Raw genomic sequence first — 13093 nt, 5'->3', positions numbered from 1 at the left:
GTCTATCGCCGCATTCTTTCGATTGCCCGGTGAGAGACAACCCGAAACACAACAGAAGGTAGGACCGTGGCAGCCAGCAAGGGAGCTCCCGACCTCTATTCACAGTTCCTCTCGTCCGCCCCCGGCGCATTCATCGCGTCGAAGGCCGGCCTGCCCAGGCCCGAGAACCTGCGTCGCTACAAAGCAGGAGAACCCGCACTCGCCGGACCTGTCCTCATCGGCGGCAAGGGTCGACTCGCAGAACCACTTCGCGTACTGCTCTCCGACTACCCGGCGGCTCAGGCACACGACAGCAGCTTCGGCGGACTCGTGTTCGACGCCACCGGAATCACTCAGGTCAGCGAGCTCGAGCAGCTGTTCGAGTTCTTCCAGCCCGTGATCCGCAACCTCGCACCGTCGGCTCGCGTCGTCGTTCTCGGCACGACGCCGGAAGAAACGTCGAGCGTCGACGAGCATGTCGCGCAGCGCGCTCTGGAAGGCTTCACCCGCAGTGTCGGCAAGGAGATCAAGCGCGGCTCCACCGCTCAGCTGGTCTACGTCTCCCCCAAGGCATCCACCGGACTCTCCGGCGTGGAATCGACTCTGCGCTTTCTCCTTTCGGCAAAGTCCGCCTTCGTCGACGGCCAGGTCATCGTCGTCGGCGCTGAAGATTCCGTCGCGCCCGCAAGCTGGGACAAGCCGCTCGAAGGCAAGGTTGCCGTCGTCACCGGCGCAGCCCGCGGTATCGGCGCCACCATCGCCGAGGTCCTGGCCCGCGACGGCGCGCACGTCGTCTGCGCTGACATCCCGGCCGCCGGCGAAGCGCTGTCCGAGACCGCGAACAAGGTCGGCGGCACGTCCCTCGCCCTCGACGTCACGGCAGCCGACGCAGCCGAGGTCCTCGCAGCTCACCTCCTCGAGCGTCACGGTGGAGCGGACATCATCGTCCACAACGCCGGCATCACCCGCGACAAGACCCTCGCCAACATGGACGAGGGCCGCTGGAACATGGTCATGAACGTCAATCTTCTTGCACCGCAGAAGATCACCGAGCACCTCGTCGAGAAGGGCGCCCTCAAGGAAGGCGGCCGCGTCGTCGACGTCTCCTCCATCGCCGGCATCGCGGGCAACCGCGGCCAGACCAACTACGGCACCTCCAAGGCCGGCGTCATCGGCCTCGTACACGCCGAAGCTCCCGTCCTGGCGAAGAAGAACATCACCATCAACGCCGTCGCACCGGGCTTCATCGAGACCGCCATGACCGCAGCCATCCCCTTCGCCACCCGCGAAGCCGGCCGCCGCATGAGCTCGCTCCTGCAGGGCGGCGAGACCGTCGACGTCGCCGAGACCGTCGCATACTTCGCCAGCCCGGCCTCCAATGCCGTTACGGGACAGGTCGTTCGCGTCTGCGGCCAGAGCCTCCTGGGCGCATGATGGCAACAAAGACCGTCGCGCTCACCGAGCAGCCGAAGACCCTCGACATCTACTCCCGCGCGGTACTGGGATTGTTGCCGTGGAACAAGTCCAACTCGCGCTCGGTGCCACAGCAGACCTTCACCCTCACCGGACTGAAGGTCGACACCGACAATCTGGCGGCGTACTGCCGCGTGACCGGACTGCGGTTCGGCGACACTCTGCCGATCACGTACCCCTTCACCTTGGCCTTCCCGACCGTGATGAAGCTGATGGTGTCGAAGGACTTCCCCTTCGCCGCCGTCGGCTCCGTTCACGCCGAGAACGTCATCGAATCACTGCGGCCCATCTCCGTCAGCGAACCGCTTGACCTCTCGGTGCATGCCGAGAACCTGCGTGAGCACCGCAAGGGCCTGCTGATCGACGTGATCACCGAAATTCGGGTGGGACGGGAACTGGTCTGGCGACAGACCTCGAGCTTCCTGAACCAGCAGAAGACCTCCCTGTCCGGCCAGCCCGGTCCGGAGCCCAAGGCCGACGAGGTCCCGCCGATGCCGATGAGCACCATCCGCGTCGACCAGACCACGATCAGCAAGTACGCCGCTGTCTCCGGCGATCGCAATCCGATTCACGTCTCGTCTCTGGGCGCGAAGGCTTTCGGTTTCCCGAAGACCATTGCTCACGGAATGTGGAGTGCCGCGGCAGTTCTGCGGACCGTCGAGGGGTCCGTCGCGGACAAGGTCACCTACCGCGTGCGTTTCGGCAAGCCGATTCTGCTACCGGCGACGCTGAATGCCTACGCTGATCGCACCGACGACGGCTGGGATCTGTCACTGCGCCACCCGAAGAAGGGTTACCCGCACGTCACTGCGACGCTGCGCTGACCTGAGTTTTGTCGGGTTCCCACCCGCCCCAATTGAGCGAACGTACCTTTCGGCGCCTTGGATGCGCTGAAAGGTACGTTCGCTCAGATTGGTTTGAGAGCTATTCGGACTTCTTCTTGCCCGACAGACCGCGCCACGCGAGGGATTCGAGTAGATCCGCTGCGGCATCCACTTCGATTTCCCCACCGGCGACTCGGTCGGCTACTGCCTCACCGGCGCCGACGAGCGCGATGGCGATGATCCCGTAATCGTGCGCGGCATCAGGATCCTTGGTGCTGGACTCGAGTAGATGCGCGGTCAACTCGATCAACCGATCGCGGCTGGACTGCACGGTTCCCGCAAAAGCCTGCTGCCCGACGGCCTGACGGTAGAGCACCATCCACGACTTGCGGTTTGCGCCCACGAACCCGAGGAAGCCCTCGAGAGCGGCGCGCAATTGTTCACGCGGAGTCAGGTTCGGCGCGCCGGCCGGGGCGAGCGCTTCGAGGAAGCGGAGTCCTTCACGATGAATGCACGCCGCGAACAGCTCTTCCTTCGAGCCGTAGTACAGGTACAGCATCGGCTTCGAGATCTCGGCCTTGGCCGCGATGGTGTCCATCGAAGTTTCGTGAAATCCCCTGTCGGAGAACACGTCCACAGCCGCGTCGAGCATCTGCTGCTCACGCACTGCGCGTGGCAGTCGCTTGGTACCGCCGGCCATGCTTCCTCCAACCACAGGGTAAGTGTCGATCTTACTCTACGGTAAGATTGCGCGTCGAATCCTGACTTCGACTCAGCAGGTCACGGCACCTTTGGCAGCGGCAACTGTGACCACGGCCTGATCGACCCGCGTCTGCGGAAGCTCACCCGACGCGACGGCCTGCTCGAGATGGTCGAGAACCCGCGGAACGTCGTCGGTGGTCAGCCACAATGCCTGATCGACTCCAGCCACCAGCGCAGCCTGAACCGCGTCGGCAATATCGTATCGGTCGGTGATCGCCTGCATGCCGCTGAGGTCGTCGGTGAACACCGGGCCGGTGAACGGCGCTGCGCCGTAACCCACTCCGTCGCGAAGCAACGCGACGGCGGCGGGGCTGATGCTGGCAGGGGTACCGGGCTCGGTCAGACCGGGAACCTCGAGGTGACCCATCATGACGCCGACTCCGGTTCCCGACAGCTCGCGGAAGGGAATCAGGTCCGACGCGATCAGATCCTGTAGCGGCGGCGTGGTCACCTCACCGCGGTGCGAGTCACCCGACGCGCTGCCGTGCCCCGGAAAGTGCTTGATCACCGGGAAGATTCCGGCGTCGCGCATCCCCTGCGCGTACGCACCGGCGTAGGCAACCACGGTCTGGGGGTCGTCGGAGTACGAGCGGTCCCCGATCACGGAGTCGTCGGGTTGGCTGCTGACGTCGACGTCGGGTGCGTAGTTGACGGTGATCCCGAGATCCTTCAAACCGCGTCCACGCTCGAGTGCCATCTGGTACGTCTGTTCCACTGTCATGGTCTGCGCCGTTTCCCTGGCCGACGGATCGGGCCCGAGGATGTCCGCGACGCGCGAAACCCGTCCACCTTCTTCGTCGATCGTCACCATCAACGGCAACTTCGACGCCGAAGCAACCTGCGGCACTTCGCGATTGGTGAGCATCGACTGATCGGTCCAACTTCCGACGAATATGCCGCCGATCTCCTCGTTCTGCACTATCGACAACGCGTCGTCGGTCCCGGTGACGCCGACGTTGAGCAGCTGGGCAAGTTTCTGACGCAAGGACAGCGAGGCTAGAAGGTCACTACCGCACGACGCGGCGACGGGTGCGGAGCTCGATGCCGCAGGCGTCGACGTGATCTCGGTGCTGGTGCTGGTCGGGGCGCTCGAAACCGGATCGGCGGTCCCGTTTTCGCCCGAGCATCCCGCAACCAACCCTCCGCACAATGCAATGGTCGTTGCAGCCTTCAGAAACTTGATCCGCATACCTCGACCGTAACGGACCCGGTACCCATACACTCCCTCACGGGCACATCGGGACGGTAGCCTGGAAGAGAACCGATTCCCCCGCTGACGAGGAGGTCGTGATGCCACAAGGTCTGATGCTCATCGCGTACGACGGTTCCGACAACGCCAAGCGTGCAGTCGACTATGCGGGGCGTTTCCTCTCCGCCAATCGTGCTGTTCTCGTCACTGCCTGGGAGCCCATGGTTCGCCAGGCCGCTCGCATGTCCGGCCTGTCCGGGGTGATGCAACCGGAGTGGGTTCCCGACGACGACGTCGAGGACATCGCGTACACCGACGCCAAAGTCACCCTCGCCGAGGGTGTCGCACTGGCCGAGGCCGCGGGCCTGACCGTCGAAGGTAGAAGCGCCGAGTGCCGCTCCGCGATCTGGTCTGCAATCTGCGAAACCGCAGACGAATTGGACGTCGACATCATCGTGACCGGCACCCGAGGCACTACGGGTTTGCGGTCGCTACTGCAGAGCAGCGTCGCGGATCATGTTCTGCGTCACAGTCATCGGCCGGTGTTGATCGTCCCTCCGGGGAAGTGACCTTCGCGCATTCCTGATCCGTGGCCGACTAGTGTCGAAAGCACCATGGACGGTTTTGTTCTCTCGCGCCCCGATCACAGCGTGGTCACCCGCGGCGTACAACGCAGCTTCGACAGCTCCGACGCGGCCACCAACGCTCTGTCGGCAGGTACGACAAAGCTGATCGTCGGAGCGCTCCCCTTCGACCCCGCTGCCGCAACGGCGTTGTACGAACCCGCCGAGGCGACGATCGCGTCGCGGCCGTGGCAACCGCGCGATCCCCAGGCCCTGCCCACGACCCGGGTTGACCGGGAGATCCCGTCGTCGTCGGAGCATCTTCGTCGAGTGGAAAAGTTGATCGGACGCCTCCGCAGTGGAGAGATCGACAAGGTTGTCGCGGCTCGCACTGTGGAACTTCGCACGCAGACCCCGATCTCCCCAACCGCGCTCGCCGCACGCATGGCGGCGCTCAATCCCGTCGCCAACACCTTTGCCGTCGACCTCTCTGCTGCGGGAGCCGAATTCGAGGGCCACAGCCTGGTCGGCGCGACGCCCGAAGTATTGGTCAGTCGACGCGGGCGCGTCGTGACGTGTCGCCCGTTGGCCGGGACCACCAAGCGATCCGCCGACGCCGATCAAGACCGCGAGGCAGGCGAAAGCCTTCTGCATTCGACGAAGAATCTGGCCGAGCACGCCTTCGTGACGTCGTGGATCCGCGAGGTCCTGCAACCGATGTGCAGTGATCTGTCGGTGCCGCCAAGTCCCGAACTGACCAATACTCACGAGGTCTGGCACTTGGCCAGCCCGATCCGCGGCACGCTGCGAAACGACACCACTGCGCTCGACCTCGCCATCGCGCTGCATCCGACGCCCGCGCTGTGCGGAACACCCACTGACGCGGCACTGAAGGTCATCCGCGAGACCGAGGAACCTCGGCGTTTCTACGGCGGCGCCGTGGGATGGTGCGACGAGGCCGGTGACGGCGATTGGGTGGTTGCCATCCGCTGCGCCGAGATCGGTGCAGACGGCTTCACTGCCTGGGCCAGCGCGGGTGGCGGAATCGTCGCCGAATCGGATCCGCAGGACGAACTCGACGAGACGTCCACGAAACTGCGCACTCTGTTGACCGCGCTTGGCGCCGAAACCCTCGACTGACCAGCACGTCACGAGGGTAATCGTCCGGATTCTCGAGTGCGGGTGATACCTTGACCCGAGCAGTTCGTACGGGCCGGTAAGTCCGTCCGACCGCGAACGACCGACTAACGACCAATTGGGAGATCCGCGATGACGAAGTTCCTTGTCCCCGGTGTGGCCAGCGCTGTCATCGGTGCCGTTCTGGGTGCCGGCGTCATCTTCGGTGTCACGGCCGCCGCGTCGGACAACACTCGTCCCGAGATCGACCGCAGCGGAAACGCAGATTCTTCCGTGCTGAACCAGGTTGAGTACGGCAGCCGCTGAGAGCGCAGGCCTCGCGAGTTCCCGTTCTTCCGCCGACGCAGCGGTGTCTTCGGTAGACACCGCCCCGTCGGCAGAGCCCCTGTCGAAGCGGTGGCTGTTCGGCGCCTCCGTCGTAGCGTTTCTTCTCACTTTTCTGCAATCGCCGGGTCTGATCACCGCTGACACCAAGTACGACCTGACGCAGAATCCGTTCGGTTTTCTCGAACGCGCCTCGCATCAGTGGAGTAGTCAGGCCCCACTCGGCCAGGTTCAAAACCAGGCCTACGGATATTTCTTTCCGCACGGGCCGTTCTTCGCGCTCGGCGAGTTGGCGAACGTTCCGCCGTGGGTCACCCAGCGCATCTGGTGGGCGCTGCTTCTGATCGCAGGTTTCTGGGGCATCATCCGAGTTGCCGAGGCTCTCGGCATCGGCAGCCGTAGTTCGCGCGTGATCGCAGCGGTTGCCTTTGTTCTTTCTCCCCGCGTGCTGACCACGCTCGGTTCGATTTCCTCGGAAACCCTTCCGATGATGTTGGCGCCGTGGGTGTTGTTGCCGGTGGTTTTGGCCTTCGGCCCTGTGCGTGGAAAAGGAGTCCCTGGACTCCCTGACCACTCACGGGGGTTGAGGCGGTTGGCCGCACAATCCGCACTTGCCGTCGCACTCATGGGTTCGATCAACGCCGTCGCCACCGCCGCGGCCTGCCTGGTCGCGATCATCTGGTGGCTCTCGCACAAACCCAACCGAACATGGCTGACGTTCACCGCGTGGTGGGCGCTGTTCGTCGCTCTCGGCACCCTCTGGTGGATCGTGCCGCTACTTCTGCTCGGCAAGATCAGCCCACCGTTTCTCGACTACATCGAGTCCGCCGGTGTCACCACTCAGTGGGCATCGCTCGCCGAGATACTTCGCGGCACGGACAGTTGGACCCCGTTCGTCTCCCCCGAACGCATTGCCGGCGCCGTCCTGGTCACCCAACCCGCAGCAGTCGTCGCCACCGGCCTGGTTGCCGCCGCCGGCCTCGCCGGGCTCTGCATGCGGTCCATGCCTGCTCGCGGCCGGCTGACGCTCATCCTGTTCGTCGGTATCACCGGCCTGGCCGCGGGTTACTTGGGTGAACTCAGCTCGCCGGTGTCGGAGTCGGTGCGCCTGTTCCTCGACTCGGCAGGCGCGCCGCTGCGCAACGTCCACAAGCTCGAGCCGTTGGTCCGTCTGCCGCTGGTGCTCGGACTCGCACACCTGCTGGCCAAAGTGCCACTGCCGGGATCGGTTCCACTCGCCCGATGGCGCCGCGCGTTCGCCCATCCCGAGCGCGAACCGATGGTCGCACTGACCAGCCTGATCCTCGTTGCCCTCACCCTCTCGACCGCCTTGGCCTGGACGGGAAAGCTCGCTCCCCGCGGTGCGTATCCGGACGTCCCCTCGTACTGGAACGAGGCGGCGCAGTGGCTCGAGGACAACACCTCCCCCGGATCGGAAGCCGAACGTGCCCTGGTCGTCCCGGGAGCGCCCTTCGGCAGCCAGGTGTGGGGTCTGACGCGTGACGAACCGCTTCAGGCGTTGGCGAGTACGCCGTGGGCAGTACGTGACTCGGTCCCGCTGACCCCTCCCGGCGCCATCCGAGCGCTCGATTCGGTGCAACGTCTCATCGCCGACGGACGTCCGTCGGACGGCCTCGCACAGACCTTGCTGGGGCAGGGCATCCACTACCTGGTGATGCGCAACGACCTCGACGGCGAAACGTCGCGCTCGGCCAGACCGATACTCGTGCACCAGGCGGTCGAAGGCTCGCCGGGGATCAAGCGAGTCGCCCACTTCGGTGAAGACGACAGCCCCGAACCGATCGAAGGGCTGGTCGCGGACAGCGATCTGCGGCCCGGTTACCCAGCCATCGAGATCTTCGAGGTCACCCCGCCCGACGGCACCCCGGCGGTCAGCGGCCCGTACTCCGTCGACCTGAACCAGGTTCCGCGTGTACAAGGTGGGCCGGAATCGTCTGTGCGACTTCACGAAAGCGGGCTGGTTCCGGGGACCGGGCCGATGATTCTTGCCGCCGACGCCGAAGCTGCGGGACTGCCCGTCGATTCTGTCACCGTCACCGACACACCGCGCGATCGAGAAACCGATTTCGGTCAGGTCGACAACCACAGTTCCGCCCTGCGCACCCCCGACGACGCTCGTCGTACCTACAATCTGGTGCCCGACTACCCGGTTGCGAACACGCCTCTCGTGGAAGGCCGTTGGAGCGGAGCTTCGATCACCGTCTCCAGCGCCGCCTCGGATGCCACCCAGCTGGGCGGCACTTCACCGTCGAGCAGTCCCGCGTCGACGGTCGACGGCGATCCCGCCACCGGCTGGTTCAGCAACGGCATCGAGCGAGCCCTGGGCCAGTGGTTGCAGATCGACTTCGACACACCGATTTCCAGCGGGTTGCTTCATCTGACCACCAGTGCCGCGGCAATCGGTGCTCCCGTCAAATGGCTCGAGGTCTCGACACCGAACGGCAGCACAGCGGTGAAGGTGGAGAGTCCCGGTGAGCCCATCACCGTCTCGATCCCGGGCGGCACCACTCCGTGGGTACGCATCACAGCGACTCACACCGAAAACGGATCGCCTGGAACACAGTTCGGCATCAGCGAACTCTCCGTCGAAGACTTCTCCGATCGCAGCGCACCGAAGACCGTACCGATCCGTTTCGACACGGTCCTGCCGAATACGCCGACGGGCGCATCCGTGAACGCCTGGAATCTGAGCCAGGAGTTCCCCGGTCGCAACGCGTGCGCGGACTCGACCGACCGCGTGCGGTGCAGCAATGCATTCATGGCGATACCCGAAGAGCCGAGCCGTTTCCAACGCACACTCACGGTGCCCGAAAATACAGTCGTTGCACCGACACTGACCGTCCGGGCGCGTCAGGGCAACGCCCTCGAAGATCTGCTTTCCGTCCCCGGCCGAATCACGGCTTCGGGTTCGAGCGACATCGGCGACACACGCGGATCTGCCTTCGCTGCCACCGACGGCGACGCACGCACCACGTGGTCGGCGCCGCAGAGCACCACCGAACCGGGCGGCCCGAAACCGACGCTGACTCTCAATCTTCCCGAGCCGACCCTGGTCACCGGCCTGGACATCACGCGGGGACTCGGCACCCTGCCGTCGCTGCCGACCAGCGTCGCGGTGAATCTCGGCAACGGGCCGCAGGTGCGAGAGCTGCCCGAACCCTCGGACGATACGCCTCGAACCATTCGAATTACCCTCTCCCCCTTCGTCACCGACAAGATCGTCCTGAGCATCACCGATTGGGAACCGGTCCTCGATCAGACGGCGCTCGGCTTCGCCCAGGCGCAGCCCACCGGCCTCGCCGAGGTCGGCGTCATCGGTGCCGACGGAACCCCGATCGCCGGTTCGGGAGTGCAGGGCTCGGACTCATTCGACAACCGCACCGTCACCGTCACCTGTGGCGATGGCCCGACCATTTCGGTTGCCGGACAGCAATTCCCCACCTCGATCACGGCGACGGCGACGCAACTTCGGACCGGCGCACCCGTCGAGGCACGTGTGTGCGGTCTGGACGCTTCGGCGACTTTGCCGGCGGGACAGCCTGAAGTGGTCGTCGAACCAGGCCCCGCATTCTCGGTCGACAATCTCGACCTGACGGCGGTCGGTCCTTCAGCCGCGCAGCGGAATACACCGCTCGAATCGACCGCGTGGACGGAGAATCACCGCGAACTCACCGTCACGAACTCGTCCATCGATCAGCTGATCGTCAATCCCGAGAGCACCAGCATCGGTTGGATCGCCACCGCGCCGGACGGTTCCGAGCTGACGCCGGTGGTCGTGAACGGTTGGCAGCAGGGCTGGATCGTGCCGGCAGGCACCGCGGGAACCGTCACCATCGACTTCCCCAGCGACCGTTGGTACCGCCTCGGCATATTCGGCGGGCTCGTGTTGCTGATCCCGCTGCTGTTCGCGGCACTTGTCCCTACGCGCCGAGAGCCCAAGTCCCTCACACCACCCCGTCCGTGGCGCAGCGTCGCGGCCGGATGGGTGGGCGTGCTCGCGGCGGCCACCGTCATCGGCGGCGGAGTGGGAGCGGCGATCGCAGTTGTGTGCTCGATCCTCGGACTTGCCGCGCTGCGAATCTTCGGCCCGGCTCGGACCGCACGCATTCTCGTCGGCACCGCCGGCGTGGCCGCGATGATCGGCATCACGCTGCTCTCGACCGGACCGTGGCGAGCACCGGGCGGCTATGTGGGCGACTCGTTCGCGATTCAGTTCTCGATGTTGGTGGCCTTGGTCGTGACCGGGTTGGCCGCGTTGCCCTTTGCCGGTTCACCGATATGGCGGCGCTTCTCCCAGCGCGTCACCGCGACGCGCGCCGGTTCCTCCACCAAGGCGTAACTGGCCGAGGCCACAGCGACGCTCAGGACGACCGTCAGCGCCAGGACGTAGAAGAAGCTGCCCGAGAACGGAACTATGCCGAACACGGGGAACACAGCGTTCAGTACGGCCAGGTGCCAGATGAACAGGCCGTAGGACCAGCGTCCGATTGCCAGCGCCAGCGGGCTCGCCAGGAATCGATGCTGCGATTGATCGCGCAGAACCAGTGGAGCGATCAACGAGAAGCTGATGATCGCACCGAGTGCAATCTTGATCGCGTACTGCCACGGCTCAGGCCGCACCAGACCTTCGGGCCCGGCCAGATCGGTGCACGAGAGAACGAAGGCCACAAACGCAACAAAAGTCAGGAGCACCCGCCGGTGCGCGAGGCGATGCATCCACGTCGACGGGCCCACGGCCAACTCGGCCAGCACCATGCCTGCGCCGAACCACGGCAGGTAGCCCGGCAGCCAGTTGTCGTGGTGAATGGCGTCCGGAGTCGGGATCGGAATGAAAGCCCACGTCAGCGCCAACACCGACACCCCGAGCAGAAGCGGTAGCCGGAACCGGGCCGAGTTTCCGCGTAGTCGCACCATCAGATACGCGAACAGCGGCAGCAGAACATAGAACGCCACCTCGACCGACAGGCTCCACATCTGCGTGAGGCCCTCGGTGAGTGTCAACGGCACGAAGACCTGCGCCAACCCGAGATTCGCCAACCACACTTGGTAGCCCCCGCCGGCACCGGGCAGGAACAGCAGGATCAGGACCACTGCCACCCAGTACGCCGGCAGAATGCGCGTCGCGCGGGAGATCCAGTACCGGACGGTCGACTGCGGCTGCCCGATTCCGCGGGCCTTTGCCGCGTGGGGGCGCCACAGGAGAAATCCGGACAAGGCAAAGAACACCGCTACGGCGAGATCGAGTCGACCGAACGCGCGCCCGATCGCGCCGGACTGCGCTTCACCGGTTTGGAACGCGACATGGGTGACGAGGACACCGAGCGCCGCCAATCCACGCATACCGTCCAAAGCCGGAACGAAGCCCCGAGCCTGTGGCGGGACCGTCTGAGGGGAATTCGTGGAACTGATCATCACGGATAAGTGTGCACCCCAGGCCGATTGAGGGAAACCACCAGGGACTCACAACAAAATGCCTGGCCAATTCATGCCCTCATGCGACAAACCGGGCCGGTGGACTGTTAGTGTTCTGCCACACATGGTGTCCATCGGGGGCCCCATGCGATCTGCGCAGCTCATATTGTGCCGGTTGGGGAACCTCGAAAGACTTAACGGGTTAGGAGTCACAGCATGGCGGAACGCTCAGGGCCGAGCCGGATACTTCCTTGCATTCTGGTGGGCCTCGGTGCCTTCCTTTTGGCCATCGCCATCCTCATTCCTACCTACACGGTAGGCAAGCTGGAGAAGACGCCACTCGACCTCGAGGTGACCACTGTCGCCACAGGCACCGGTAGCGTCCTCAACTCGGCGGCCCTCCTCGGCGGAAAGGCACAGGTCGACACCAACGTGCCGATCGTCGCTCAGCGCTACGTCACCACGCAGGACCCGTCCGACGCCGACATCATCACCGTCGAAGCCGGCCAGACCGTCCGTCGTACCGACAAGCAGGGTGACACCGGACTGCTGACCGCAACCCTGGACCGCGTCACGCTCGATCGCGTCAGCTCGATGCCGACCAACGATCCGGTCGGAACCGTCCAGACGTCCAGCGACCAGCCCGCCGAAGAAGTTTCCCGCGACGGTCTGCAGTACAAGTTCCCGTTCAACACGGAACAGAAGAGCTACCCCTACTTCGACCTGAACGCTCGCGCCACGAAGGACATCGACTTCGTCGAAGAGACCGAGATCAACGGTCTGAAGGTGTACCACTTCCAGCAGACGATCGATCCCGTCGACCTGTCGAAGGTCGTCAACTCCCCCACCAACAAGCTGAGCCTGCCCGCCGACACCTGGGGCGTTCCCGGTGGCGCTACTCCGATCACGATGACGCGTTGGTACACCAACGTCCGTGACCTGTGGGTCGAGCCCAAGACCGGCGTCGTCGTCAAGGGCCAGGAGCAGTTGCACCAGTACTACGGACGCAACAAGGATGCCGTCGACGTCGAGGTTCTCAAGGTCACGCTGCCCTTCGACGAAGCAACCATCGAGTACCAGGTCCAGCAGGCACGTGACGGCATGGACAAGCTCTCGCTGTTCGGCCGCACAGTCCCGATCGTGGCAGGTGTGCTCGGCGTCATCGCGCTGATCGCCGGTATCTTCCTCGGCATTCGCGGCGGCAAGGGCGGAACTCCGGCCCGCGCTGCACACGGCGGAACGAACCAGAATCCCAGCGGCCAGGGCTCGCCCGAGCCGGCTCCGGGTGAGCACGACTGGACCTCGGACGACACTCAGGTGATTCCGCGTCCGGATCTGCGCAAGGACTGATTCAGACAGTAAGCAGAGCGCCCCTTCCACACGGAAGGGGCGCTCTGCTGCGTTTCGGG

At 64.9% G+C, this 13093-nt stretch carries 9 protein-coding genes and 1 pseudogene; 7 read left to right on the top strand and 3 right to left on the bottom strand.

Going from position 1 to position 13093, the window contains the following annotated elements; all coding sequences use genetic code 11:
* Positions 1-66: 66 nt before the first annotated feature.
* Together A0W34_RS05375 and A0W34_RS05370 are read left to right on the top strand one after the other, a co-directional pair.
* The gene (locus tag A0W34_RS05375) at positions 67-1413 is read left to right on the top strand and encodes a 3-oxoacyl-ACP reductase (protein ID WP_003945596.1); all 1347 of its coding nucleotides are present in this window, start codon (positions 67-69) and stop codon (positions 1411-1413) included.
* Entirely contained in the window at positions 1413-2276 is an 864-nt protein-coding gene (locus tag A0W34_RS05370; protein ID WP_063314950.1) for a MaoC/PaaZ C-terminal domain-containing protein, read from the top strand. Before A0W34_RS05375 ends, A0W34_RS05370 begins: the two co-directional genes overlap by 1 nt.
* 100 nt (positions 2277-2376) lie before the next feature.
* Here A0W34_RS05370 and A0W34_RS05365 read toward each other — a convergent pair whose 3' ends face one another.
* Entirely contained in the window at positions 2377-2976 is a 600-nt protein-coding gene (locus tag A0W34_RS05365) for a TetR/AcrR family transcriptional regulator (RefSeq protein ID WP_003945885.1), read from the bottom strand.
* A 72-nt stretch (positions 2977-3048) separates the two neighbouring features.
* Positions 3049-4227, bottom strand: coding sequence for a glycoside hydrolase family 3 N-terminal domain-containing protein (locus A0W34_RS05360; RefSeq protein WP_058039141.1), 1179 nt, complete (start codon positions 4225-4227; stop codon positions 3049-3051).
* Between the two features lie 101 nt (positions 4228-4328).
* Here A0W34_RS05360 and A0W34_RS05355 point away from each other — a divergent pair, with 101 nt between their 5' ends.
* From A0W34_RS05355 to A0W34_RS33725, 4 genes are all read left to right on the top strand, one after another.
* Positions 4329-4796: a universal stress protein gene (locus A0W34_RS05355; protein ID WP_003945900.1), complete on the top strand. Its 468-nt coding sequence runs from the start codon at positions 4329-4331 to the stop codon at positions 4794-4796.
* 45 nt (positions 4797-4841) lie between these two features.
* Positions 4842-5930: an isochorismate synthase gene (locus A0W34_RS05350; protein WP_081557430.1), complete on the top strand. Its 1089-nt coding sequence runs from the start codon at positions 4842-4844 to the stop codon at positions 5928-5930.
* Positions 5931-6059: 129 nt separating this feature from the next.
* A complete protein-coding gene (locus A0W34_RS05345) occupies positions 6060-6233 on the top strand; it encodes a DUF2613 domain-containing protein (protein WP_003945488.1) in 174 nt (57 codons plus the stop codon).
* 43 nt (positions 6234-6276) lie between these two features.
* Complete coding sequence (locus A0W34_RS33725; protein ID WP_081557429.1) at positions 6277-10611, top strand: alpha-(1->3)-arabinofuranosyltransferase; 4335 nt, start codon at positions 6277-6279, stop codon at positions 10609-10611.
* A 23-nt stretch (positions 10612-10634) separates the two neighbouring features.
* On the opposite strand, the pseudogene A0W34_RS05335 reads toward A0W34_RS33725, so the two are convergent.
* Positions 10635-11684 (bottom strand): annotated as a pseudogene (locus A0W34_RS05335) (acyltransferase family protein); the annotation flags it as partial.
* Positions 11685-11900: 216 nt separating this feature from the next.
* Here A0W34_RS05335 and A0W34_RS05330 point away from each other — a divergent pair.
* Positions 11901-13034, top strand: a complete 1134-nt coding sequence (locus A0W34_RS05330; RefSeq protein WP_065351996.1) for a DUF3068 domain-containing protein — start codon at positions 11901-11903, stop codon at positions 13032-13034.
* The last annotated feature ends 59 nt before the right edge of the window (positions 13035-13093 follow it).

Origin of the sequence: Rhodococcus sp. BH4, from assembly GCF_002079265.1 — a bacterium.
Taxonomy (GTDB): Bacteria; Actinomycetota; Actinomycetes; order Mycobacteriales; family Mycobacteriaceae; genus Rhodococcus_F; species Rhodococcus_F qingshengii.
This window is presented reverse-complemented; position numbering and strand designations above follow the sequence as displayed.